The sequence below is a fragment of the Streptomyces sp. NPDC052910 genome, from assembly GCF_055585605.1.
In genome coordinates, this window is record NZ_JBVJJR010000002.1 from 1152794 (window position 1) to 1176651 (window position 23858).

At 72.3% G+C, this 23858-nt stretch carries 20 protein-coding genes; 10 read left to right on the forward strand and 10 right to left on the reverse strand.

The genetic code is table 11. The annotated features are described in order from the left end of the window. Positions 1-4: 4 nt before the first annotated feature. The 3 genes from ACZ6X9_RS10530 to pssA all read left to right on the forward strand — a co-directional run bounded on the left by ACZ6X9_RS10530 (position 5) and on the right by pssA (position 2900). A complete protein-coding gene (locus tag ACZ6X9_RS10530) occupies positions 5-1210 on the forward strand; it encodes an acyl-CoA dehydrogenase family protein (protein ID WP_469777539.1) in 1206 nt (401 codons plus the stop codon). A 192-nt stretch (positions 1211-1402) separates the two neighbouring features. Next, positions 1403-2059: a phosphatidylserine decarboxylase gene (locus tag ACZ6X9_RS10535; RefSeq protein WP_436781667.1), complete on the forward strand. Its 657-nt coding sequence runs from the start codon at positions 1403-1405 to the stop codon at positions 2057-2059. Further along, positions 2046-2900, forward strand: coding sequence for a CDP-diacylglycerol--serine O-phosphatidyltransferase (gene pssA / locus ACZ6X9_RS10540; protein ID WP_004945535.1), 855 nt, complete (start codon positions 2046-2048; stop codon positions 2898-2900). Before ACZ6X9_RS10535 ends, pssA begins: the two co-directional genes overlap by 14 nt. A gap of 273 nt (positions 2901-3173) precedes the next feature. On the opposite strand, the gene ACZ6X9_RS10545 is transcribed toward pssA, so the two are convergent. Continuing rightward, entirely contained in the window at positions 3174-4289 is a 1116-nt protein-coding gene (locus tag ACZ6X9_RS10545; protein WP_469777540.1) for a glycerate kinase, read from the reverse strand. Between the two features lie 187 nt (positions 4290-4476). On the opposite strand from ACZ6X9_RS10545, the gene ACZ6X9_RS10550 reads away from it, so the two are divergent. After that, positions 4477-6180 (forward strand): BCCT family transporter, encoded by a 1704-nt coding sequence (locus ACZ6X9_RS10550; protein WP_469777541.1) that lies wholly within the window; start codon positions 4477-4479, stop codon positions 6178-6180. A gap of 128 nt (positions 6181-6308) precedes the next feature. Here ACZ6X9_RS10550 and ACZ6X9_RS10555 read toward each other — a convergent pair whose 3' ends face one another. Beyond that, entirely contained in the window at positions 6309-7130 is an 822-nt protein-coding gene (locus ACZ6X9_RS10555; RefSeq protein ID WP_469777542.1) for a peptidase inhibitor family I36 protein, read from the reverse strand. Between the two features lie 640 nt (positions 7131-7770). Between ACZ6X9_RS10555 and ACZ6X9_RS10560 the strand changes: the two genes are divergently transcribed. Continuing rightward, on the forward strand, positions 7771-9093 hold the full coding sequence (locus tag ACZ6X9_RS10560) for a radical SAM protein (protein ID WP_469777543.1): 1323 nt from the start codon (positions 7771-7773) through the stop codon (positions 9091-9093). Between the two features lie 154 nt (positions 9094-9247). Next, positions 9248-9988, forward strand: a complete 741-nt coding sequence (locus ACZ6X9_RS10565) for an SIR2 family NAD-dependent protein deacylase (protein ID WP_469777544.1) — start codon at positions 9248-9250, stop codon at positions 9986-9988. 48 nt (positions 9989-10036) lie between these two features. On the opposite strand, the gene ACZ6X9_RS10570 is transcribed toward ACZ6X9_RS10565, so the two are convergent. Together ACZ6X9_RS10570 and ACZ6X9_RS10575 are read right to left on the reverse strand one after the other, a co-directional pair. Beyond that, a complete protein-coding gene (locus ACZ6X9_RS10570; protein ID WP_469777545.1) occupies positions 10037-10546 on the reverse strand; it encodes a methylated-DNA--[protein]-cysteine S-methyltransferase in 510 nt (169 codons plus the stop codon). Positions 10547-11142: 596 nt separating this feature from the next. Further along, positions 11143-12822 (reverse strand): DNA-3-methyladenine glycosylase 2 family protein, encoded by a 1680-nt coding sequence (locus ACZ6X9_RS10575; RefSeq protein ID WP_469777546.1) that lies wholly within the window; start codon positions 12820-12822, stop codon positions 11143-11145. A 117-nt stretch (positions 12823-12939) separates the two neighbouring features. Here ACZ6X9_RS10575 and ACZ6X9_RS10580 point away from each other — a divergent pair, with 117 nt between their 5' ends. Further along, positions 12940-13164 (forward strand): hypothetical protein, encoded by a 225-nt coding sequence (locus ACZ6X9_RS10580; RefSeq protein ID WP_469777547.1) that lies wholly within the window; start codon positions 12940-12942, stop codon positions 13162-13164. A 6-nt stretch (positions 13165-13170) separates the two neighbouring features. Next, complete coding sequence (locus ACZ6X9_RS10585) at positions 13171-13767, forward strand: Clp protease N-terminal domain-containing protein (protein ID WP_469777548.1); 597 nt, start codon at positions 13171-13173, stop codon at positions 13765-13767. A 143-nt stretch (positions 13768-13910) separates the two neighbouring features. On the opposite strand, the gene ACZ6X9_RS10590 is transcribed toward ACZ6X9_RS10585, so the two are convergent. The 4 genes from ACZ6X9_RS10590 to ACZ6X9_RS10605 all read right to left on the reverse strand — a co-directional run bounded on the left by ACZ6X9_RS10590 (position 13911) and on the right by ACZ6X9_RS10605 (position 19467). Beyond that, complete coding sequence (locus tag ACZ6X9_RS10590; RefSeq protein ID WP_469777549.1) at positions 13911-14369, reverse strand: RICIN domain-containing protein; 459 nt, start codon at positions 14367-14369, stop codon at positions 13911-13913. Between the two features lie 171 nt (positions 14370-14540). Then, positions 14541-15983, reverse strand: coding sequence for a phytoene desaturase family protein (locus tag ACZ6X9_RS10595; protein ID WP_469777550.1), 1443 nt, complete (start codon positions 15981-15983; stop codon positions 14541-14543). Positions 15984-16308: 325 nt separating this feature from the next. Then, a complete protein-coding gene (locus ACZ6X9_RS10600; RefSeq protein WP_469777551.1) occupies positions 16309-17139 on the reverse strand; it encodes an inositol monophosphatase family protein in 831 nt (276 codons plus the stop codon). Positions 17140-18180: 1041 nt separating this feature from the next. Then, positions 18181-19467, reverse strand: coding sequence for a cell envelope integrity protein TolA (locus ACZ6X9_RS10605; protein WP_469777552.1), 1287 nt, complete (start codon positions 19465-19467; stop codon positions 18181-18183). Positions 19468-19955: 488 nt separating this feature from the next. On the opposite strand from ACZ6X9_RS10605, the gene ACZ6X9_RS10610 reads away from it, so the two are divergent. Beyond that, positions 19956-21011, forward strand: coding sequence for a lipoate--protein ligase family protein (locus tag ACZ6X9_RS10610; protein ID WP_469777553.1), 1056 nt, complete (start codon positions 19956-19958; stop codon positions 21009-21011). A 231-nt stretch (positions 21012-21242) separates the two neighbouring features. On the opposite strand, the gene ACZ6X9_RS10615 is transcribed toward ACZ6X9_RS10610, so the two are convergent. Further along, positions 21243-21650, reverse strand: a complete 408-nt coding sequence (locus ACZ6X9_RS10615; RefSeq protein ID WP_469777554.1) for a hypothetical protein — start codon at positions 21648-21650, stop codon at positions 21243-21245. Between the two features lie 442 nt (positions 21651-22092). After that, complete coding sequence (locus ACZ6X9_RS10620; RefSeq protein WP_469777555.1) at positions 22093-22446, reverse strand: ArsR/SmtB family transcription factor; 354 nt, start codon at positions 22444-22446, stop codon at positions 22093-22095. Between the two features lie 139 nt (positions 22447-22585). Between ACZ6X9_RS10620 and ACZ6X9_RS10625 the strand changes: the two genes are divergently transcribed. Beyond that, positions 22586-23704 (forward strand): alkene reductase, encoded by a 1119-nt coding sequence (locus tag ACZ6X9_RS10625; protein ID WP_469777556.1) that lies wholly within the window; start codon positions 22586-22588, stop codon positions 23702-23704. Positions 23705-23858 lie beyond the last annotated feature (154 nt).

A 23858-nucleotide genomic window follows, 5' to 3' on the forward strand; every position in this document is an offset into this window, starting at 1 on the left:
GGGCATGGGCCGCCTCGCACAGACCGAGGGACTGACGGACGTCCAGCGGGAGATCCTCGCCACGGTCCGGGACTTCGTCGACAAGGAGATCATTCCGGTCGCGACGGACCTGGAGCACCGCGACGAATACCCGACCGAGATAGTCGAGGGCCTCAAGGAACTCGGCCTGTTCGGGCTGATGATCCCGGAGGAGTACGGAGGGCTCGGTGAGTCGCTTCTCACATACGCGCTCTGCGTGGAGGAGATCGCCCGCGGCTGGATGAGCGTGTCGGGGATCATCAACACCCACTTCATCGTCGCCTACATGCTCAAGCAGCACGGCACCCAGGAGCAGCGCGAGCACTTCCTGCCGCGGATGGCGACGGGTGAGGTGCGGGGCGCGTTCTCGATGTCCGAGCCGGGGCTGGGCTCCGATGTGTCGGCCATCACGTCGAAGGGCGTCCGGGACGGGGACGACTACGTCCTCACCGGCCAGAAGATGTGGCTGACCAACGGCGGCTCGTCGACGCTGGTGGCGGTGCTCTGCCGGACGGACGAGGGGCTGCCGGAGGGGTCGGCGCCGCACAAGTCGATGACCACGTTCCTGGTGGAGAAGGAGCCCGGGTTCGGGCAGGTCAAGCCGGGTCTCACCATTCCCGGCAAGATCGACAAAATGGGTTACAAGGGCGTCGACACCACCGAACTGATCATGGACGGGCTGCGGGTGCCGGCCGACCGCGTCCTGGGCGGCACCACCGGGCGCGGCTTCTACCAGATGATGGACGGCGTCGAGGTCGGCCGCGTGAACGTCGCGGCGCGTGGTTGCGGCGTCGCACAGCGTGCGTTCGAACTGGGCGTCGCCTACGCGCAGCAGCGTCACACGTTCGGGAAGGCCATCGCTCAGCATCAGGCCATTCAGTTCAAGTTGGCCGAAATGGGGACAAAGGTCGAAGCGGCCCATGCGATGATGGTGAGAGCCGCCCGCACCAAGGACTCCGGTCAGCGCAACGACCTGGAGGCCGGGATGGCCAAATACCTCGCCTCCGAGTTCTGCAAGGAGGTCGTGGAGGACGCCTTCCGCATCCACGGGGGCTACGGCTTCTCCAAGGAGTACGAGATCGAGCGCCTCTACCGCGAGGCTCCGATGCTCCTGATCGGTGAGGGGACGGCCGAGATCCAGAAAATGATCATCGGTCGCCGGCTTCTGGAGGAGTACCGGATCCAGGGGTAAAGCGAGGGGAATTGTCCGAAATGAAGGGCTTTCGTAGAGGATTTGTCGAGAAGTAGATCACACTCTGTCATCGATGTCCGGCCACGTACTGGCCCTGGCGCTTAGCCAGTTGTCGGTCGCAACCGATAGCATCGCCGGAAAGCCGCCGTCCCCCGATCGTTGATGCGGCACCCTCCGCTACGAAGGTCACCCATGCCCCACAGCTCTACCTCTGCACCACGCGACAGCCTCCTCGGTGTACGCCTCGCGCGCGGAGCATCGCCGTGGCTCCTCCCCACCGTCGCCACGGCGGCGGTCAGCCTCACCCGCGCCCGCCGCTCCGGGCGCTGGGCCGCGGTCGCCGTGCCGACGACCGCGCTGGCCGCCGGCATGCTGTGGTTCTTCCGCGACCCGGAACGCGAGATCGCCCAGGGCCGGGTGATCTCCCCGGCCGACGGCGTGGTGCAGAGCATCATGCCCTGGAAGGACGGCCGCACCCGCGTCGCGATCTTCATGAGCCCGCTCAACGTCCACGTCAACCGCGCGCCGCTGGCCGGCACCGTGACGTCGGTCGAGCACATCCCCGGCGGGTTCGTTCCGGCGTTCAACAAGGAGAGCGAGAACAACGAGCGCGTCGTCTGGCACTTCGACACCGAGCTCGGCGACATCGAGATGGTGCAGATCGCCGGTGCCGTGGCCCGGCGCATCGTCCCCTACGTGCCCCAGGGCACCAAGGTGGAGCAGGGTGAGCGCATCGGCCTGATCCGCTTCGGCTCGCGCGTCGACGTCTACCTGCCGGAGGGCGTCGAGGCGGCCGTCGAGGTGGGGCAGGCCACGACAGCAGGAGTGACCCGCCTTGACCGTGATTGATCCCGACACCCAAGCGACCTGGGTCCCGGAGGCGGAGCCCGAGGACGACGTCGACGACATGCCGCTCTCCACGCGGCTGTCGATAGCGGACACCCTCACTCTGGGCAACGCGATCTGCGGCTTCATGGCGGTGTACTTCACCACCACCGGCATCCTCATCCCGCACCTCACCAACAACGAGGACGGCGGCATGGCGCGCAACAACGCCGCCACCGCGGTGATGCTGATGCTGCTCGCCTCCGTCTTCGACCTGTTCGACGGCCTGGTGGCGCGGAAGCTGCGCAGCTCGGCGATGGGCGCGGAGCTGGACAACCTCTCCGACCTGATCAGCTTCGGCCTCGCCCCCGCCTACTTCGTGGTGGTCTGGGGCGTCGTCGCCCAGGGCGCCCACCAGAAGGTCTCCGCGGTGGCCGCGGTGGTGGTGCTGCTGGCGGTCGTCCTACGGCTCGCCCGCTTCTCGTGCGTGACGCTGCGGGACGGGATCTTCCAGGGCATGCCGAGTCCGTTCGGCGCGCTGACGGTCGTCTCCGTGGTGCTCCTGGAGCTGCCGTTCGTGCCGACCCTGCTGGCGATCGTGGGTGTCGCGTGGCTGATGGTGAGCCGCGTCGAGTACCCGAAGCCGCGGGGACGGCTGGCCGTCGCGATGCTGAGCTGGATCGTGCTCAGCATGGGGCTGCTGGCGGCCTGGGCGTTCGACGCGCCCGGTGGGGAGCTGCTGCTTCAGACGGGGTGCGCTCTGCAGGTGGTGCTCGGGGCGGTGATTCCGCTGTTCGCCACTGCGCGGCGGGTGAATACCTTCCGTGACAATCGGCGGGAAGCGCGGGCGGCGCAGCTTCCGTAGTCTGTTTTTCGTTTGAGGCCCCGGGCGGAAGCCCGGGGCCTTTTTCGTGCCTCCGGCGCGGGGGGTGCCCCTGTCCCGCCCGTTCACCGTTTCTTCCAGGGCTCCGCCCCGGACCCCGTGAAAGCGGCTTCGCCGCTTGTCCTCAAACGCCGGACGGGCTGAATAGCCCGTCCGGCGTTTGAGGACAGCGCGCGCAGCGCGCTTCGGGGGTGCGGGGGCGTAGCCCCCGCAAGAAACGGTGAACGGGCGGGACAGGGGCACACCCCCCTCGGCTCAGCCGAGCGCCTCGCGAGCGATCCGCTCCCCCACCCGTTCCAGAAGCGGACCGGCGTCGGCCATGGACCGAGCCGGATCCGGCTCCAGCGCGGACAGCGCATAAGCCCGCTCGACGCCGAGCCCCACGAGAGCGTCGTGCGACAACGCGAGCCGCCCGCAGACGGCGACAACCCGCACCCCCCGCGCTCGCGCCGCCGTGGCGACCCCCTGAACCGCCTTCCCGTACAGCGTCTGCGCGTCGAGCGACCCCTCCCCCGTAATCACGACATCCGCATAGGCCAGCGCCTCCTCGAACCCGACGACGTCAAGCAGCACCTCGATCCCGGGCCGGAAACCGGCCCCGAGCCCGACGAGGGCGCCGTACCCCAGCCCCCCGGCGGCGCCGGCCCCCGGGGCGGAGGCCCGGGCGGGATCCAGGACGCCCGCGAGCCGCCCGAGAGCGGCGTCCAGCACGGCGACATCCTCCGGAGAGGCCCCCTTCTGCGGACCGTAGACAGCCGCCGCCCCCGCCGCCCCGGTCAGCGGATTGTCGACGTCGGAGGCGAGGACGACGTCCGTCCGCGCCAGCCGCCCGTCCAGCCCGGACAGGTCCGCCCGCGAAAGCGAGGCGAGCGCCCCGCCCCCGGGCCCGAGGGGCCGCCCGGACCCGTCGAGGAACCGCGCGCCCAGCGCGGCGAGCATGCCGGTCCCGCCGTCGGTGGTGGCGCTGCCGCCCACGCCGAGCACGATCCGCCGGGCGCCCGCGTCGAGGGCGGCCCGCAGCAGCTCGCCGGTGCCGTACGTGGTGGCGGTCAGGGGCGCGTGCCGCCCGGGCGGTACGTGGCGGAGGCCGGACGCCTCCGCCATCTCGACCACGGCCGTGTCACCCCTCAGCGCCCACGCCGCCTCGACGGGCTCGCCGAGCGGCCCGGTCACCCGGGCCGTGTGCCGGCCGAATCCCGCGGCCACCACCGCGTCCACCGTCCCGTCGCCCCCGTCGGCGACCGGCAGCGCCGTGACGTCGAGGCCGGGCGCCGCCCGGCGCAGCCCGGCCGTGAGGTGGGCGGCGACCTCGACGGCCGTCAGCGAGCCCTTGAACTTGTCCGCGGCGATGAGCACCTGTGCGTCGTTCATCCGCTGCCCCTCAATCTCCGGGTGTGGTCCGGCGCCGCGCCGCGCCCGCGCACCCTATCGGGGCGGCCGGGGCGGTGCCCATCCCCTCGCCCATCCCCCCGCCCGTGCCCTCGCCCATCCCCCGCCCGTCCCCCGGGCGGCGTGCCAGCCCGGGGAATGCGCCCCAATCCGGCCATAGTGGGGCGTCATGAGCACCGAGACCACCGACGCGTCCCCTTCGTCTTCGTCGCGGGACGACCGCCCGGACCCGCCCCTGGTCGCCATCGGCGCCGTCGCCGTCCTGGCGGTGGTCGCCTGGGCGGCGCTCGGCAAGCGCTCCTTCGACCGGGTCTCCACCGCCGCCCTCGGCTGGGTGCTGTCCAACTTCGCCTGGTTGTTCGTCATCGCGGCCGACGCGTTCCTCGTGCTGTGCGTGGTCATCGCGCTCAGCCGGTTCGGCCGGATCCGGCTCGGCGCGGACGACGACCGGCCCGAGTTCGGCAACCTGGCGTGGATCGCGATGATGTTCAGCGCCGGCATGGGCATCGGACTGATGTTCTACGGCGTGGGCGAGCCGCTCCAGCACTTCGTCGCGCCCCCGCCGGGCAGCGGCGTCACCGCGAACTCGCCGGCCGCCGCCCGCACCGCGCTGGAGTACTCGTTCTTCCACTGGACACTGCACCCCTGGGCCATCTACGGCATGGCCGGCCTGGCCCTCGCCTACGCCGGGTTCCGCAAAGGCCGCGGCAACCGGCTGAGCTCCGTCTTCGTGCCACTGCTGGGCCAGGAGCGGGCGGACGGCTGGCCGGGCCGGATCATCGACCTGCTGGCCGTGTTCGCGACGGTCTTCGGCACCGCCACCAGCCTGGGTCTCGGCGCCCTCCAGGTGGCCAAGGGGCTGAACATCACCACCGGGATCAAGGACTCGACGTCCGTGGAGCTCATCGTCATCGGCGCCCTCTCCGCCGCGTTCGTCCTCTCCGCCTTCTCCGGCCTGCACAAGGGCGTCAAGTGGCTGAGCACGCTCAACATCGCGCTGGCCGCCTGCCTGATGCTCTTCGTCTTCCTCCTGGGCCCCACGGTCTTCGTCCTGAACACCGTTCCCGCCGCCACCGGCGCCTACCTGCACGACCTCGTCACCCTCGCCACCCGGACCGGCGCCTTCACCGACTCCGCGTGGCTGGGCGCCTGGACGGTCTTCTACTGGGCGTGGTGGCTCTCCTGGGCGCCGTTCGTCGGCACGTTCATCGCCCGCATCTCGCACGGCCGGACCATCCGCGAGTTCCTGATCGGCGTCCTGCTCGTGCCCAGCGGCGCCACGATCGTCTGGTTCTGCGTCATGGGCGGCAGCGCCCTGCGGCTCGACATGACCGGTGCCGCCGACATGGCCGGGACGGTCGCCCAGGGCGCGGAGGCCTCGCTGTTCGCCCTGCTCGACACGCTGCCGCTGGCCACCCTCGTCTCGTGGATCGCCATGTTGCTGGTGATGACGTACTTCATCACCAGCGCCGACTCCGCCTCCCTGGTGATGGGCTCCCTCACCAGCCGCGGCGCCCTGCACCCGAAGAACTGGCTGGTGGTCACGTGGGGCGTGCTGATGGCCGCCGTGGCGGCGGTGCTGCTGGTGGCCGGCGGGCTGAAGTCGCTGCAGTCCGCGACGATCCTCGTCGCCCTGCCGTTCGTGCTGGTGATGCTGGCCCTGTGCTGGTCGCTGCTGACCGAGCTGCGCGCGGACCCGGGCGCGGGTCCCGCCCGGCACCACGCGCTGCACGGGTTGCGGGACGCCCTGCGGACGATGGTCGGTGAGGCGATGACCGAACAGGGACCGGGCCCCGTCCGGCACCCCCGACTGCGGCGGGTCGCGGAGAGCGCCCGGGAGCGCGGCGACGGGGAGGACGGCCCGTCGTCCTGACGGGCCCCCGAACGGGCCGGGTCACGGGCTCGGTGTTCTCCGAGCCCGCCGGACGCGGCGGCCGGCGGCCGAACCGGCCGCGGTGATCGCCGGGCGGCGCGGCTGCCGAGTCTCCCGCTCGGCGCCGGTCAGGCGCGCCGGACGTGGAAGTAGTCGGTCTTGTCGTTCCAGTTGCCGCCACCCGGGTAGCCGAGCCGCTTGAAGTTGGGGTAAGCGCCCGCCCTGGTGTCGCTTCCGGCGTCGAGCCTCCTGACGCGGTCCGCCACGGGCCACGAGCGCGAGTCGATGATCGTCGCGTCGCCGTAGTTGAGCGGCCAGGTCCTGACCCGGTAGTACACGGAGCTCAGCTTGTCGCCCATGCCCCAGTTCGAGAGCTTCTTCTTGCCGCTTTCGGAGAAGCGGAGGATCTTGCCCTTGTAATCGGCGTGCTGGTACAGGCACCAGTAGTCGGTGACGCACCGGCTCGGCATTCTGAACGTCGCGTCGGGGGAGGCGTCGGCCTGACGCGTCGCCTCGCGGGTCGCGGCCGGGAGGGCGGGGTCGGTCAGCGCTTCCTCGTCCGTGTCGTAGCAGTGGACCTTCCCGCCGGGAAGCTCCGTGCAACTGGTCGCGCCCTCCCAGGACTCGGCGAGGTTGATCTTGCGGCCCTTGTAGTCGGCTATGACCGGGCCGCCGGACTCGGTTCCGGGTCTGCCGTCCGGCGGCACCTTCGACGGGTCGCCGGGCTTGCCCGTCGTCTCGTCGGTGGGCTCCGTCGAAGGCTCCTCGGACGGCTCGTCCGTCGGGTCGTCCGCCCCTTCCCCGGGCGGTTCCTCGGACGGCGGCTGCGTGGCGGTGGCCGTCGGTGCGGGGGTGGGGCCGTCGGCGTGCGCCACCGCGCCGCTGGTGAGCAGCAGAGCCGTGGTCGACGTGCCGACGACGAGGAGGGAGAGCAGTCGTGTGCGTATCAAGGAGGTTCTCCGGAGTGTGGTGTCGTGGGTGGGCGACCGCGCGACCGGCCCCGGCGACCGTGCGACGGCACGTCGATGCGATCGCTTGTGGCGCTGCGCGGAGAACTTGCCGAGCTTGTGGTCACAGTGTGAATTTGTTGCGTCTGTGTCGAGTGCCTTGAGGGGACTGACCTGAAGTCGCCCGCCACCCGGAATGCGGCTTTCCCCAGCCGTCGCGTGAGCAGGGTGATGGGCGGCTGGTACGGCGACGACGAAACGGAACGGCGCAGAGCCGGATCCGCTCGTGAGAATGGCCGGTTCCCCCTGCCCGTGGGGCCGCTTCGACGCCGTCTGACGCCCCCCGTCGCCGCCCCGCGCGACGACCGCCGACGAAGCGTCCGGCATCCGCCCGCGGACCTGGGTCCCCGGCGTCCCCTACCCGCGCGTTAGCATCGGCGGCGTGCCGTCCGGGCGCCGTTGGTTCCGTCCGGGGGTGCCCCGGGGGCACAACCGCCGTCCCGGCGCACACCGTTGCGCGTCGTTGCCCGCGCCGGGGCGGCGGCTTCCCGGCCGGGCCGGGCGGTGCGTGACGAGGCGGGACGCCGCGACGCCGGAGGCGTCAGGGGGCGCCAGGGACATGAGGGACGGGGAGGAAGCGGTCATGGGACGCAGCCGTACGGAAGAGGTCGAGGACCTGATGGGCCGCTTCCCCGGGGTGCCGCGGGAAGCCGTCATCAAGGAGGACCTGCTGCGCGGCGGCGTGGCCTTCGACGAGTCCGCGCTCACCGGGGAGGAGGGCGGCGACGTCAAACCGAAGTCCTACTTCATCTTCTCCTTCGACCACCGCACCCTCCCCGAACTCGGCGCCGCCGCCCTGCGCCGCCCGCCGGAGGAGATCGTGCTGACCGGCGGCCCCTACGGGCTCCGGCGCACCGTCGTCTCCGTACGGGTCAACCCGCAGTCCCCGTACCGGGTCGGGGTCACCCCCGACGGGGCACTCGGCCTGATGCTGGACGGCCGGCACATCGCCGACGTGGGGCTGCCGCCGATGCCGGACTACTACCGGCACACCCTGGCCAACGGGAAGTCGGTGATGGAGGTCGCCCCGACCATCCAGTGGGGGTACCTGATCTACCTGACGGTCTTCCGGGTCTGCCAGTACTTCGGCGCCAAGGAGGAGTGCCAATACTGCGACATCAACCACAACTGGCGGCAGCACAAGGCGGCCGGACGGCCGTACACGGGCGTGAAGTCGGTCGAGGAGGTGCTGGAGGCGCTGGCGATCATCGACCGGCACGACACGGCCGGCGCCTCCCGCGCGTACACCCTCACCGGCGGCTCCATCACCTCGCGGGTGGACGGCCTCGGCGAGGCGGACTTCTACGGCCGTTACGCGCAGGCCATCGAGGAGCGCTTCCCCGGACGCTGGACCGGCAAGGTCGTCGCGCAGGCGCTGCCCAAGGCCGACGTCCAGCGGTTCCACGACTACGGGATACGCATCTACCACCCCAACTACGAGGTGTGGGACCGGCGGTTGTTCGAGCTCTACTGCCCGGGCAAGGAGCGCTACGTCGGCCGGGACGAGTGGCACCGCCGCATCCTGGACTCGGCCGAGGTCTTCGGCCCGCGGAACGTCATCCCCAACTTCGTGGCGGGCGTGGAGATGGCCGCGCCGGCCGGGTTCACCACGGTCGACGAGGCCATCGCCTCCACGGCGGAGGGGCTGCGGTTCTTCATGTCGCGCGGCATCACGCCGCGGTTCACCACCTGGTGCCCGGAGCCCACGACGCCGCTCGGCCGCGCCAACCCGGAGGGCGCGCCGTTGGAGTACCACATCCGGCTGCTGGAGACCTACCGGGCGACGATGGACGAGTTCGGGCTGTCGTCGCCGCCTGGGTACGGGCCGGCGGGGCCGGGGCGGGCGGTGTTCTCGGTGAGCTCGTTCATGGACAGCCTGCTCCCTGACAGCCCGTCCGGCGTTTGAGGACAACCGCGCGGAGCGCGGTTTCGGGGGTGCGGGGGCGCAGCCCATGCAAGAGACGGAGAAAGGGCGGGACAGGGGCCGCCCCCACGGGCGCGCGCGGCGCGCCCGGCGATTTCCGCTCGCCCGGCGAGACGCCGCTGCGTACCCTCGCCGCATGGCGAAGAACCCCCTGGTGGCGATCCTCACCGGCGCAGGCGTCTCCACGGACTCCGGCATCCCCGACTACCGCGGCCCCAACGGCCTGTGGCGGCGCGACCCGGAGGCGGAGAAGCTCGTCACCTACGGGTACTACATGAACGACCCGGAGATCCGCCGCCGCTCCTGGCTGATGCGCCGCGACGCCCCCACCCTCCGGGCCCGCCCGAACGCCGCGCACGAGGCGATCGTCCGCCTCGAACGCTCGGGGATCCCCCTACGGGTCATCACCCAGAACGTGGACGGGCTCCACCAGGCGGCCGGCCTGCCCGACCGCAAGGTGCTCGAACTGCACGGCTCCGCCCGCTCGGTGGTGTGCACGGAGTGCGGGACGCGGTCGGCGATGGAGGCCGCGCTGGAGCGGGTCACGGCGGGCGACCCCGACCCGGCGTGCGAGGCGTGCGGCGGCATCCTGAAGTCGGCGACCGTCATGTTCGGCCAGCCGCTGGACCCGGCCGTGCTCGGCGACGCGCTGACGGTGGCCAAGGCGTGCGACGTCTTCCTCGCGGTGGGCACCAGCCTGACGGTCAACCCGGCGGCGGCGCTCGCGGGGGTGGCGGCCGACCACGGCGCCCGGCTCATCATCGTCAACGCCGAGCCGACGCCGTACGACGAGCGCGCGGACGAGGTGATCCGCGAGCCGATCGGAACGGCGCTGCCGGAACTGCTGCGGCGGTGGGAGGGGCGCCCGGAGAGCTGAGGGCGGCCGGTCGCCCCGGGCCGGCGCGGCGGCAGGTGACGGCCGCCGTCAGAACAGGGCGTCCTGCCGGTCCGCCGACGGCAGCGCGCCCTCCAGTTCCAGCAGCCGCCGCTTCCGCTCCACGCCGCCGCCGTAGCCCGTGAGGCTGCCGTCTGCGCCGATCACCCGATGGCAGGGCACGATGATCGACACGGGGTTCTTCCCGTTCGCCAGTCCGACCGCGCGCGACGCGTTGGGCGCGCCGATGTGCCGCGCCAGTTCCCCGTAGGACAGCGTCTCCCCGTAGGGGATCTCCAGGAGCCCGGCCCAGACCCGGCGCTGGAACGGGGTTCCGCGCAGGTCCAGTGGGACGTCGAAACGGGTGAGCTTCCCCTCGAAGTACGCCGCCATCTGGCGCGCGACCTCGGTGAACGGCGTGGGGTCGGGGTGCCCGAACCCCTCGTCCCCCGGCCGGTGGCGCTGGTCGAGGACGTAGAGGCCGGAGAGCGTGATGCCGTCGGCGGCCACCAGGGTGAGGGGCCCGTAGGGGCTGTCGATGACGGTGTGTACGGCGGACATGGGGGATCCGTTCGCTTCCGTTCGGTGTCGGGGACAGTCGGTCGGTGGGCGGGGTGACTTGCGGGGCCTTGGGGGCGGCTGAGGCTCGTACTCGTACTGCCGGAGGGTACGCCGTCGGGGCCGACGGCGGCCGCCGGATGCCGCTCTTCTTGAGCTCGCGATCGGGCCGGGGACGGAGGGCGACCGGAGCGCCGCCGCCGTCCTGCTCCCGCCGCCGTTGTGCGCCCACGCCGTGAGCCGCCGGAAGGGATGCAACGGCGGCGCGGGCCCCGGCCCCCGCCCCGGCGCCCGTTCGGCGAGGGCGGCGGCCGGCCCGTCACAAGAAGCCTCGGCATCGTCGGTGACACGGGCCCTGACGCGGCCGGGGCCCCGCCGCGGCTCCCGCCCGGAGCGGGGAGCGCCGCAGACGGCGTTCGGGAAGGAGGCCCCAGCCGACGCTGCGGCGCGAGCGGCGCGGGCGGCCGGGGGGGGGACGGGCGTCGCGAGCGGCCGGAGAGACGGGCCGGCCGAGGTCCCGCTCCGCCCGGCGCCCGGCACCCGACACCGAGTGCCGAGTGCCGAGCGCCGAGTCCCCGCGAGCGTCCCGGACACCCCGGTCACCCGCGCCCCTCCCCCGGGCGCGACGGCATCCGGGCCGCCGGATGGTCGTCCGCGGACCACAGGTACTGGACCGCGTAGGCCCGCCACGGCCGCCAGAACGCCGCGTGGCGGGTGAGGGCGCCGGGGGTCGCGGGCAGGCCGAGGGCGGTCGCCGCGCGGCGGACGCCCAGGTCCGTCGGCAGGAAGGCGTCGGGGTCGCCGAGGCCGCGCATGGCGATGAGGTCGGCGGTCCAGGGGCCGATGCCGGGTATCCCGGCGAGCCGGGCTCGGGCCAGGTTCCAGTCGCTGCCCACGCCGAGGTCGAGGTCGCCCTCGGCGAGGGCGGTGACGAGGCGGGTGAAGGCGGTGCGGCGGCCGGCCGGCATGGCCAGGGAGGCGGGGTCGAGGGCAGCCAGGGCCTCGGCGCTCGGGAACAGATGGGTGAGCCCTCCGGAGACTCCACGAGACGTGCCGACGGACGCCCCGACGAACGTCCCGGCGGACGCCCCTCCGGACGCCCCTCCGGACGCCCCGACGAACGTCCCGGCGGACGCCCCTCCGGACGCCCCGACGGACGTCCCGACGGTCGCCCCTCCGGACGGCTCGCCGGACGTCCCTCCGGACAGCTCGCCGGACGCCTCGCCGGACGCCTCGACAGGTGTGCCGTGGGCGGTGACCAGCCGGGCGGCCAGGGTGCGGGCGGCCGCGGTGGACACCTGCTGTCCGAGGACGGCCCGCAGGGCGAGCTCCTCGGCGTCCACCGTGCGCGGCACCCTGCGGCCCGGCGCCTTGTCGATCAGCGGGGCCAGGTGCGGGTCGGTCCGCAGCAGCGCGTCGACGGCCTCGGGGTCGGCGTCCAGGTCGAGCAGGCGCCGGCAGCGGCTGATGGCCCCGGCGAGGTCCCGCTGGTCGGAGAGGGCGAGGCGGCAGACGATGTGGTCGGGCAGGGGGCGCAGGCTGACGCTGCCGTGCCCGTACGGCAGGCGCAGGGTGCGGTGGTACGCGCCGTCGCGCCATTCCTCCACGCCGGGGACGGCGGTGGCGGCGAGGTGGCCGAAGAGGTTGTCGGGGGTGAACGGGGTGCGGAACGGCAGGCGCAGGGTGAGGGCGCCGGGCGTGGCCGGCGGCCGGCCGCGCCCGGCGCGGGCCCGGAGTTCGGTGGGGGTCAGTGCGAAGACGGCCCGCACGGTCTCGTTGAAGGCGCGGACCGAGGCGAAGCCGGCGGCGAACGCGACGTCGGTCATCGGCAGTTCGCCGGCCTCGATGAGGACGCGGGCGGTCTGCGCGCGCTGGGCGCGGGCGAGGGCGAGCGGCCCGGCGCCGAGTTCGGCGAGGAGCTGGCGCTCGATCTGGCGGGCGCTGTAGCCGAGCCGGGCGGCGAGGCCGGGCACGCCCTCGCGGTCGACCGTGCCGTCGGCGATGAGCCGCATGGCGCGGGCGACCACGTCGGCCCGCTCGTTCCACCGCGGCGAGCCGGGGCTCGCGTCGGGCCGGCAGCGTTTGCAGGCCCGGAAGCCGGCCTGCTGCGCGGCGGCGGCACTCGGGTAGAAGCTCATGTTCCGGTCCTTGGGCAGGACGGCGGGACAACTGGGCCGGCAGTAGATGCGGGTGGTGAGGACGGCGGTGAAGAACCAGCCGTCGAACCGTGGGTCCTTGGACCGCGCGGCCCGGACGCAACGGTCGAAGTCGGTGTGCATGGAGACAAGGATCGACGTCGCGGGCGTCCGGGGCTGGCGGAAATCCGACATGAGCGTCAACCGGGGCGTCGTCAACGGAGGTTGACACGCCGCGAGGGTGTCATCCATGGTTGACGCATGGCCGGAACAGACGCGAAAGACGCGGTCGGCACCACCGAGGCCGCCATGGACACCGACCCCCGCGTGGGGCTCCGCGCCGTCGCCGCACTGCGGCGGCTGGTCGAACGCCTTGAGGCACTCCAGGTCGACAACGCCCGCAGGATGGGCTGGTCGTGGGAGGAGATCGGCACCCAACTGGGTGTGAGCAGGCAGGCCGTCCACAAGAAGCACGCCCGGAGGTAGGCGACGATGTTCGAAAGGTTCACCAGGGAAGCCCGGTTCGTGGTGATCGGCGCCCAGGAGGAGGCACGCGTCCTGCGCCACTCCCGGATCGGTGCGGAACACCTCCTCGCCGCCGCGGCGGGCCACCCGGAGTCGCCGGGCGGGGCCGCCCTCGCCCGACTCGGCATCACCCCCGAGGCGTGCCGGGAGGCGATCCGGTCGGCGGCCGGGCTGGACGAGAACGACGCGGAGGCGCTGCGCTCGCTGGGCATCGACCTCTCGGCCGTACGGGCCCGCGCGGAACGGGCCTTCGGGCCGGGGGCGCTGGACGGGGACGGCGCGACGGAGGCGACCGACGAACCGCCGTCCCGCCGGTGGCCGTTCCGCTCCGTGAAGGGACCCCGGCAGCACCACATCCCGTTCACCCGGGAGGCCAAGCGGGCCCTGGAACAGTCCCTGCGGGAGGCGCTCACCCGCAAGGAGAACCGGATCGGCACCGAACACGTCGTCCTCGGCGTCCTGGCCCTCGACCACCCGCCGGTGGTACGGGCCCTCCGGACCCTCGGTACCGACCCGCAGACGCTGCGCGCCGACCTGCTGGCCCACCTGCGGCCGGCGGCCTGAGGAGGAATCCGTCCGTTGGGGGCGCCCCCTCTGCGAGGGTGCCCCTTCCAGGGAGAGGGTGCCCCTTCCGGGGAAGGTGCCGGGGCACACCACCGCGCCGAAGGCGCGAAGGGCCCCGGCCCCGCCGAATCGACAAGCCGGTCTCAGACCTGCGTGGTGTACCAGTGTTGCCACGACCCCCCATTGGGATCGCGCATGTTGATCCCCGCGCCGTCCCAGGTGTCGTCCGCCCGCTGGACCTGGGCGATCTGCCCGTTCAGGTCGGTGTGGAGCTCGCGGTTCCAGAAGAACCAGCGCTGGTTGGCGTTGCCGTGACAGTCCCCGACCGCCTGGACGGCCTCGTTGATGCCGCCGTTGCGGACGTCGAGGCAGTGCATGTTCGCGAGGCTGCGGAGCTTCTTGCCGTCCCACATCCACCACTGCGACGAACCGTTTCCGCAGGTGCGGATCTCGACGTTGTCGCCGTTCACGGTCAGGCACTTGCCGCTGCGGTCGTTGCGGATCTCGAAGGCGTCCAGAGCGGAAGCGGGGGTGGCGGCCAGGACCGGCACGGCCGCGGCCAGTCCCAGCGCCAGCGTCCCCGCCACGAGTGCTCGTCTCATCACGGACCCGTTTCTCTCGTGTGCCCTAGGGGGAACGCCGGGGCGGCTGCTCCCCCGGGCGGCTCCGCGGCCCCGCCGGAAACCGGCGCGCATGCGGCACCACCCGACGCAGCATTGCCCGGGCGCCCCGAGATCACTCGGCCCGTCGCCATAGTGGCGGCAAGGCGCCGCTCACCCCAGAGCCCCCACAGCCCCGCCCTGAAACCCCCGCAACCTCCGCCACACCGCCCGTGCCGCGTGATGCCCCGACATCCCGTGCACCCCCGGCCCCGGCGGCGTCGCGGAGGAGCAGAGGAAGACGGCGGGGTGGGCGGTCGCGTAGGGCACGCGGGCCAGCTTGGGCCGGACGAGCAACCGCAGGCCGGCGACCGAACCGCAGGCGATGTCGCCGCCCACGTAGTTGGCGTTCCGGGCGGCGAGCGCGGGCGGCCCCGCGACGGCCCGGGCCAGCACCAGGTCACGGAAGCCCGGGGCGAAGCGCTCGATCTGGCGCTCGATCACCTCCGTCGCGTCGCCGCGCCAGCCGTTGGGGACGTGCCCGTACACCCAGAACGTGTGCTTGCCCTCCGGCGCACGGCTGGGGTCGACGATGCTGGGCTGGGCGGTGATGAGGAAGGGGACGGAGGGGTCCCGGCCGTGGACGGCGGCGCCGAGCGCCTCGCGGATCTCCCCGTACGTCGGCCCGACGTGGACGGTCCCGGCCCGGCGCGCGGCCTCGGACCGCCAGGGCACCGGCCCGGACAGCGCATAGTCGATCTTGAAGACGGAGGGGCCGTAGCGGAAGCCCCGGTAGGCGTCGCCGAGGCCGGCGATGCGGGCGAGGGCGGTCGGCGAGGTGTCGAAGAGGTAGGCGCGGGCGGGCGGCAGCTCGTCGAGCCGCCGGACCTCGTAGCCGGTGTGGATCGCGCCGCCGCAGGCGCGCAGGTACGAGCCGAGGGCGTCGGCGACGGCCTGCGAACCGCCGCGCGGCACGGGCCAGCCGCGTTCGTGCGCGGCCAGGGCGAAGATCAGGGCCATGCCGGCCGTGCCGATGCCGGTGAGCGGGGCGATGCCGTGCGCGGCCAGCCCCGCGAACAGGGCCCGGGCCTTCGCGTCGCGGAACCGGCGTACGTAGACGGCCGCGGGCAGCCCGGCCGACAGCCCGAAGCGGGCGTAACCCACCGGGTCGCCGGGCAGCCCGTCCCACTGCGTGCGCAAAAAGTCCCGGGCGAGGGCGTCCCACTTCCCGTGGAAGGGCTCGACCGCGCGGCGGTACGCTCCCGCGTCGTGCTCCCCGAGGGAGGCGGCCGTCTCGCCCACCCGTCGGGAGAGCACGGCGGCCGACCCGTCGGGGAAGGGGTGCGCCATCGGCAGCTCGGGGTGGAGCCACTCCAGACCGTGCCGGGCGAGCGGCATGGCCTCGAACGCCGGGGAGCCGATGCCGAGCGGGTGGACGGCGGAGCACGGGTCGTGGCGGAACCCGGGGAGGGTCAGCTCCTCGGTGCGGGCGCCGCCGCCGATGCCGTCGGCCGCCTCGAAGACCTCGACGGACAGGCCGCGGCGGGCCAGTTCCACGGCGGCCGTCAGCCCGTTGGGACCGGCCCCTACGACGACGGCGTCGAGCATGGTGGGCACCGGCGGACTCCTTCTCGTGCGCATCGGCCGGCCGGACGGACCCGGCGGCCCCGGTCGGGACGGGCCGGAGCCGAGGGCGCTCCCGGCGGGGACGCCCTGAACGGTGGGGCGGCCCTGACCGGCGCGACGCCCCTGAGCGGCATGACGGCCCGGGGGGTGTGACGGTTCTGGGCGGGGGTGACGGTTCTGGGTGGAAGCGACGATTCTGGGGGACGTGACGGTTTTTTCGGAGCGGTGAATGTGACGGCCTTGAGGGGCGTGCGGGCGCGCCCCGGCCGGAACGGGGACGGGCCCCGCGTCCACGTCCGGGACGCCACACACCCGATCAGGCCGCCAGAAGCCCCAGGATACGGGCGAGCGTTCCCGCGTCCCGCGCGGCGGAGAACGGCATCGTGTTGCCGCCCGCGATCCGGAAGGGCTCGCCCGCCACCGTCGCGCTCGCCCCACCCGCCTCGGCGACCAGCAGCAACCCGGCGGCGTGGTCCCAGGCATTGGGCCAGGAGAAGGCGACCGCGTCGATCTCGCCCCGCGCCACGTTCAGGTACTCCAGGCCGGCCGAGCCGCAGGGCCGCGTCGCGACGCCGGGCGTGTCGAGCCGCGCGAGCAGCCGCTTCTCGTCGTCGGTGGTGAAGTCGTAGTGCGATATCGCCACCCGCAGCGCCGCGCCGGGCGCGGCGGGCCCGAGCCGGAGCGGCTCCCCGCCGAGGAACGCCCCCGCGCCCCGCCGGGCGGTCGCCATCTCGTCCAGCGCGGGCGCGTACGTCCAGGAGGCGAGCAGCTCGCCGCGGTGCGCGAGGCAGACGAGGGTGGCGAAGCCGGGGTCGCCGTGGACGAACTGCCGGGTGCCGTCCACCGGGTCCACGATCCACACCGGATCGTCACCACGCAGCGCGTCGAGCACCGCCGCGTCCGCGTGCACGGCCTCCTCGCCGACCACCCGCGACCCGGGCAGCAGCGCGGTGAGCGACGCCGTCAGGTGCTCCTCGGCGAGCCGGTCGGCGACCGTCACCAGATCGTGCGGCCCCTTCTTCTCGACGATCTCGTGCGCGGCGAGCTGGCGGAAGCGCGGCATGATCTCGGCCGCGGCGGCCTTGCGCACCGCTTCCTCGACGTCAGTCAGGTCCCCTGCGAGAAAGTCTTCGATCGTACGGCTCATACGGCCATCGAATCATGCCCCACCGACAACCGGGGCCGGGGAGGTGACCGTGGGGCGGCCAAGAGGTGAACGCACCGCCGAGCGGCCTCGCAGGATGCCGCACCATGCGGAACGAGCCGAGAGAACCGACCGAAGCGGACTGTCGGCTGGGCGACGTTCCGGAAATCACCTGCCCGATCACGCCGGCTCGAGTGAGCCATGGCCCGGAGCCCAGCCGCGTGGGAGTGGAGTGGCCGTGGTGGCGTCCCGACCCGGCCGCCGTGTTCCACTGGAACGGCGTCGTAGCTCTGGGGACGGACGCGGGCACCCGCGCCGACACCACACCGGAACTGTTCCGGACCGACCCGGCACCGGAAGACCTGACCCCGGGGCGGCACGCGCCGCGTCGGCCTACCGCCCACGGTGGTGCACGTCACCGCCGTCGACCACTACGCCCCGCCCCTGAAGACCGACCGGCTGCCGCGCCCGCGCCGCGGCGTCACGGTGCTCCCCCGGGGCCGCTCGCACCCCGAGGTCCCCACGGACCACGCCGACGGCACGGGCCACGAACTCCACCCCGCCGACGGCACGCCGTTCACCTTCGGCCTCCTCGTCAGGCCGTACGCGTTCCTACGCCCGGGCGACGAGGTGGCGGACGCGGCGGGGCGGGCGTGGCACTTCGAAGCCCCGTGGGCCTGGCACGCGCTCGACGGCGCAGAACCTCCCTGCGTTCCCGAGCGGCCGCTGACCCTCCTCACCCGCGCCGGGACGCCGTGCATACCGGACGAGGCCGCCGAGGTGACGAAGGCCACGACCACCGGTTCGCACCACGCCACCACCGCCCACGGGACCGCCCTGACCGACGCCACTCCCACCCCACCGGACACCATCACCCCACGACACCACCGACCGGGCACGACGGCCGCGGCATTACCGTTGACGGGGCGACCGGCCGAGGGGCCGGCCGGAGACCTGGGTGAGCACCCGCTCGGCGTCGTCGCCCCCGTGGGAACCGGGAGGCCGGGGGCTCAGGTGTGGACCGCTCTCACGCGGTGGGGGCCGTCAGACTGCGGTCAGGGTGTACGTACCCGTACCGTCCTGCCTGCCGCTGGAGTACTGGCGGATCAACTCCCCGTCGGCGTACCGGTCGTGGCCCAGCATGGAGCCGGTGTACTTGTTCTGCAGACCGATCTTCGAGCTGCCGGGTACGTCGCGGTAGACGTAGAACCTCTGGAGGTCGTCCTCCCCGCAGGTGGCCGTCGTCAGGTAGGCCTGTTCCCGGTTGGCGATGTCCGCCGGGATGGTCGCGCATTCGCCGTTGCCCCAGTTCCACAGGGACGCCTCGATGACCCCGTTGCGCTCCGTCACGTTGCACAGGCGCCAGTTGTCCAGGTGGGCGCTGGTCCAGTTCGATTCGCGCAGGCGGATGCCGTCGTTGGCCAGGAGCGGTGCGCTCCAGTTCAGGGGCTTGCCGGGGACATCGATCCTGTAGACGCCGGGTTGGCAGTCAAGGGCGACCGGCTTGGCGGAGGCCGGGCTCCCGGTCGCCTTCTCCTTCTTCCCGGCCTGGGCGGTCTTTTCAGCCCTGGCGGTCTTCTCGGCCCTGGCGGTCTTCTCGGCCCTGGCGGTCTTCTCGGCTTCCTGCCTGGCCTGGGCGGCCTTCGCCGAGGGGACCGGCCCGGCCGGATGCTTCGCGGTGGCCATGGCTGAGCCGCAGTCGAGGAGGATCTGCGCCTTGCGCATGATGCTGTTGGCGGGAACCTTGTCCTCGCAGCGCACCGCACCTTCTTCGAGGGTGGTGTAGGTGGTGTAGCTACCGGTGTCGGTCCCTTCGATCCACTTCAGCGCCCAATTGCCGTCACCCTGCCGGACGCGGTTGCAGTTGAGACTGCCATACGTACCGGTGACCTTCTTGGTGCCCTTGTACAGGCCGTAATAGCCGGGGTTGCGGAAGTCCCACGTGACGGACGTCGATTCGCTGCTGGTGGAGGTGTAGCTCACCTGCACGTTCAGGCCCAGGCTCGTGCCGACCTTGCCGAGGGTCTCGACGCCGAAGCCACCTTCGATGTTTTCGGTGAGGCCGACGGTCACCGAGATGGTCGTCTGGACGCTGGTGTTGACGGTCTGGGTACCGGTCGAGCCGGCGGTGACGAACCAGCCTTTGAAATGGGTGATCGTCGGGATCACCTCGGAGGTCTTGATGTACGGGTGCCGTTTGCCGAGGTCGGCCGCCGTGCAGGCGGCACCGGGCTCGGCCTGCGTGGTGGTGGCGGGCGTGGCGGGTGCGGCGGCGGCCGGTGAGACGGCAAGTCCCACAGTGGCTAAAGCGGCCGAGGCGGCACAGGCCATGAGCGGTCTGCCTATGCGGCTGACGGGTCTGATGGGGCGCATCGTTACCCTTTCTCCCTGGTTGTGCGTGTTCGGTCAAGGGGGGAACTTAGCGGCCACGGAGTTGGCGAGGTGAGCCCGCAACGGGCCAAAAAGTGATCATGGAGGGGCGCATTCCGCCCCCCTGTGCGCATGGGCGCCGGTCCGGTGGGACACGGGGACGGGGTGACCTCGGCCGAGCCGTCGTCGCGGACCGCATCCTGAAGAGGGCGCGGTAAGAGGTGATCACCAGCCCCGACCCCTGAGCCCCGGTGCCGCGGGCGAAGGCCGACCGGTCATCCGCGGGGCTCCTGCCCGATCCGGCGCCCTCGCCCTGCGCGGAGACTTCCTCCGCCGGCGCTTCCGTGACCTGTCGATGACGGTCGGCGAAGAGAAGCCGACCCCAACACGTACCGTGGCTGTAGCTGCCGCTGGGACCGGCCCAGGGGCGTGTTTCAGGAGGGTACGCCGTGCACGGTGAGTACAAGGTGCCGGGCGGCAAGCTCGTCGTCGTGGACCTGGAGGTCCGGGACGGGGTGCTGCGCGACGTCCGGGTGGCCGGGGACTTCTTCCTCGAACCCGACGAGGCGCTGTTCGACATCAACCGGGCGCTGGAGGGCGCGAGCGCAGAGCTGTCCGCGCAGGAACTCGCCGGGCGCGTCGACGCGGCGCTCCCGGAGGGGACGGTGATGTTCGGCCTCACCTCCGAGGCGGTGGGCGTCGCCGTGCGGCGGGCGCTGGCCAACGCCACCGACTGGCACGACTACGACTGGCAGCTCATCCACGACGGCCCTCAGTCCCCGGCCCTGCACATGGCCCTTGACGAGGTCCTGACCGCCGAGGTCGCCGCAGGCCGTCGCCCGCCGACGCTGCGGGTCTGGGAATGGGAATCGCCGGCCGTGATCATCGGCAGCTTCCAGTCCCTTCGCAATGAGGTGGACACGGAATCCGCCGCGCGTCATGGCATGACGGTCGTCCGGCGCATCAGCGGTGGCGGGGCCATGTTCGTAGAGCCTCAGAGCACGATCACGTACTCCCTTTACGTACCGGACTCCCTCGTGCAGGGACTGTCCTTCGCGGACAGCTACGCCTACCTGGACGACTGGGTCCTCGGCGCCCTCGGGGACATGGGCATCAAGGCGTGGTACCAGCCGCTGAACGACATCGCCACCGAAGCCGGGAAGATCGCCGGTGCTGCGCAGAAGCGCATGGTCGGCGGGAACGGGGCGGTCCTCCACCACGTGACGATGGCCTACGACATCGACGCCGACAAGATGCTCGACGTCCTCCGCATCGGCCGCGAGAAGCTCTCCGACAAGGGCACCAAGAGTGCCAAGAAGCGCGTGGACCCGCTCCGCCGCCAGACCGGCCTCCCCCGCGCCGCCGTCATCGACCGCATGGTCGACTCCTTCCGGGGACGGTACGGGTCGACGGCGGGAGCGGTCACAGAGGAGGAGATGGCGCGGGCTGTGGAGCTGGCGGAGAAGAAGTTCTCGTCGGTGGAGTGGACGGCGCGGGTGCCGTAGGGGCCGGCCGCACCGCCGTGGCCGGTTGCCGCCCATCGCCCTCCCGGACCCGCGGTCCGGGGCTCGGTCGGGGGCTCACCGTTCGGGCTCGGCCCGGGACTTGGTGGCTCATCACCGGCGCGGGCGCGGGCCGTGCGGCCTCAGTGGATGACAAGCGCGCCTACGTCTTCACCGGCACCGTGGTCCTGGTCTCGATCCGCCTCTGGCTCAGAAGCTGATCCGACGCCAGGATCAGGCACGATCGATCGCCACCTGGATCGCGGTCCCGGACAGGTTGACGACCTCCGCGTCAGACCGAAGGTTCTCCGGCAAATCCTCCAAGCGCCCGCTCGTATCGACGAGGGCGACGCCTTCCTGAAGCACGACCGCAGCCTCAAGCCGTTGTGCCAGGCGCGCGATCACGTCTAGGACCAGCCCGGGACTGAAGTGGCTGATCGTCACGCCGGTCAGGCCTGACTCAATTCCGGACGTCCTCGCGTAGATGTCGGCCTCGCCCCCATCCTCCGCCCGGACGAGTACAAAGCCGTGCTCCGGCTCACGCTTGACGACGCACGGCCCGATCACCTCGTCGAAGAGCGCACCATCCATGACAGATGCTTCGCCATGCTCGAACCGAATCAGGAAGAGGCTGTAACTCACACAACCACCATGGCATCAACCACCATGGCATCAACCATGATCCGCCGGACGGACCCTAGTGCGGTACTGGGGTGGGCGGGGCGAGAAGCCGCGCGCCCGGCCGGCCGGTGACGGTCAGGTGAACGCATCGGTCGTGGCCCTTGTCACCGGTGGGGTGGAAGAGGTCGGCGCGTCGATGGAGTCCGCCCGCTCGTGACGGCTGTGCGGGGAACCATGGGCTCGGCACTTCGTACGGCGGGCGGCGGGCGGCGGCCACGACTTCGCGCGTCCGAGAGGGTGAGGGCCATCGCCTTGGCCGGCCTTTTCGAGACAAGGCCGGATGCGATACAAGGCCGGATGCGAGACAGGGGCGGAGCAGGACAGGACCGGAGCAGGACAGTCGTTGATCACCTGGCCGCGTCCACACCCGCGACCAGGCGCGCTCTTGTGCGCGGGGCGCCGGTCAGGCGCTGTCGGCGTCCGGGACGGGGAGGTCGCGGTCGGCGGCTTCCTTGATGACCAGGTCGAGCAGGCCGGGGAAGCGACGGTCGAGTTCTTCCTTGCGCAGGGTGTTCATGCGACGGGTGCCGATGTCGTGCTGCCTGATCAGGCCGGCCTCGCGCAGGATGCGCAGGTGGCGGGTGAGGGACGATTTGTGGATTTCCTGGTAGAAGCCGCTGCAGGCCAGGCCCGGGCTGGCGGAGAGGGTCACCACGACGCCGAGCCGGACGGGGTCGGCCAACGCGCTCATGATCTTGAACAGATCGAGGTCTTCCTCGTCGGGGTGGACGAGCGGGGAGGAGGTGCGGCTGGCCATGGGGCCAGGATACCGCCCCACCCCCACCCATGTTCGTGAAGTTGCGTACATCTATGTTCACGAAGCTGCGTACATGCGTTACGGTGGCACAGCGGGAACGCTCATATCCCGCTACACCCCCTTTTCACAGTAGGTAGCAATGTCTGTCACGCCTTCGCCGGTTTCTGCCGGTCTCTCTGGTTCCTCCATATTCGCGCCGGTCGCCCTCGGGGACATCGAGCTCGCCAACCGCGTCGTCATGGCGCCCCTGACCCGCTCCCGCTCCGGCGCCTCAGGTGTCCCCGGGGAGCTGCTGGCGGAGTACTACCGGCAGCGGGCGAGCGCCGGGCTGATCATCACGGAGGGCACCTACCCCAGCCACGAATCCCAGGCGTTCGTCGGGCAGCCGGGGATCGTCACCGACGAGCAGGCGGCCGGCTGGCGGCGGGTGGCCGAGGCCGTGCACGCCCGTGGCGGCCGCATCGTCATGCAGATCATGCACGGCGGCCGCGCCGGCCACCCCGACCTCAACGGAGGCCGCCGGGTGCTGGCCCCCAGCGCGATCGCCATCGACGCCGAGGCCCACACCTACAAGGGCAAGCAGCCCTACCCCCTCCCGCAGGCCATGACCGCCGAAGAGGCGCGCGAGGCCCTGGAGGACTTCGTCACCGCGGCCCGCCGGGCGATGGAAGCCGGAATGGACGGCGTGGAGATCCACGGCGCCAACGGCTACCTGCTCCACGAGTTCCTCTCCCCGGCCTCCAACCGGCGCACCGACCACTACGGCGGCTCGCCGGAGAACCGGGCACGCTTCGTCGCCGAGGTCGTCACGGCGGTCGCCGAGGCCGTGGGCCCCGGGCGGGTCGGACTGCGCATCTCCCCCGAGCACAACATCCAAGACGCCTACGAGAACGACCGGGACGACGTCCTGGCCACCTACGGCGCCCTCCTCGACCGGCTCCGCCCGCTGGGCCTGGCCTACCTGTCGGTCCTGCACAAGGAGCCCGCCGGCGAACTGGTCCAGGAGCTGCGCCGGCGCTTCGGCGGCAAGCTGATCGCCAACAACGGCTTCGGCACCGTCACCACCCGCGCGGAAGCGGTCCAGTTGATCGAAGCCGCACACGCCGACGCCGTGGCCGTGGGCCGCCCGCTCATCGCCAACCCCGACCTGGTCGAGCGCTGGCAGGGCCGGCACCCGGAGAACGCACCGCGCCCCGACCTGTTCTACACACCCGGTGCCCAGGGCTACACCGACTACCCCTTCCTCCCCACCACCTGAACCCGTGCCCGCGCCTGTCCGGACGGCCACCCCGCCCGGCCCACGGACAGGCGTACGCGGAACGGGCCGACGCCGCCGCGGGTCGGCGAGACATCTCGAGCGGCGGCCGGTCATCACAACTCCCGGTCCTGCCGCACGCTTTCCCCCCCACCGT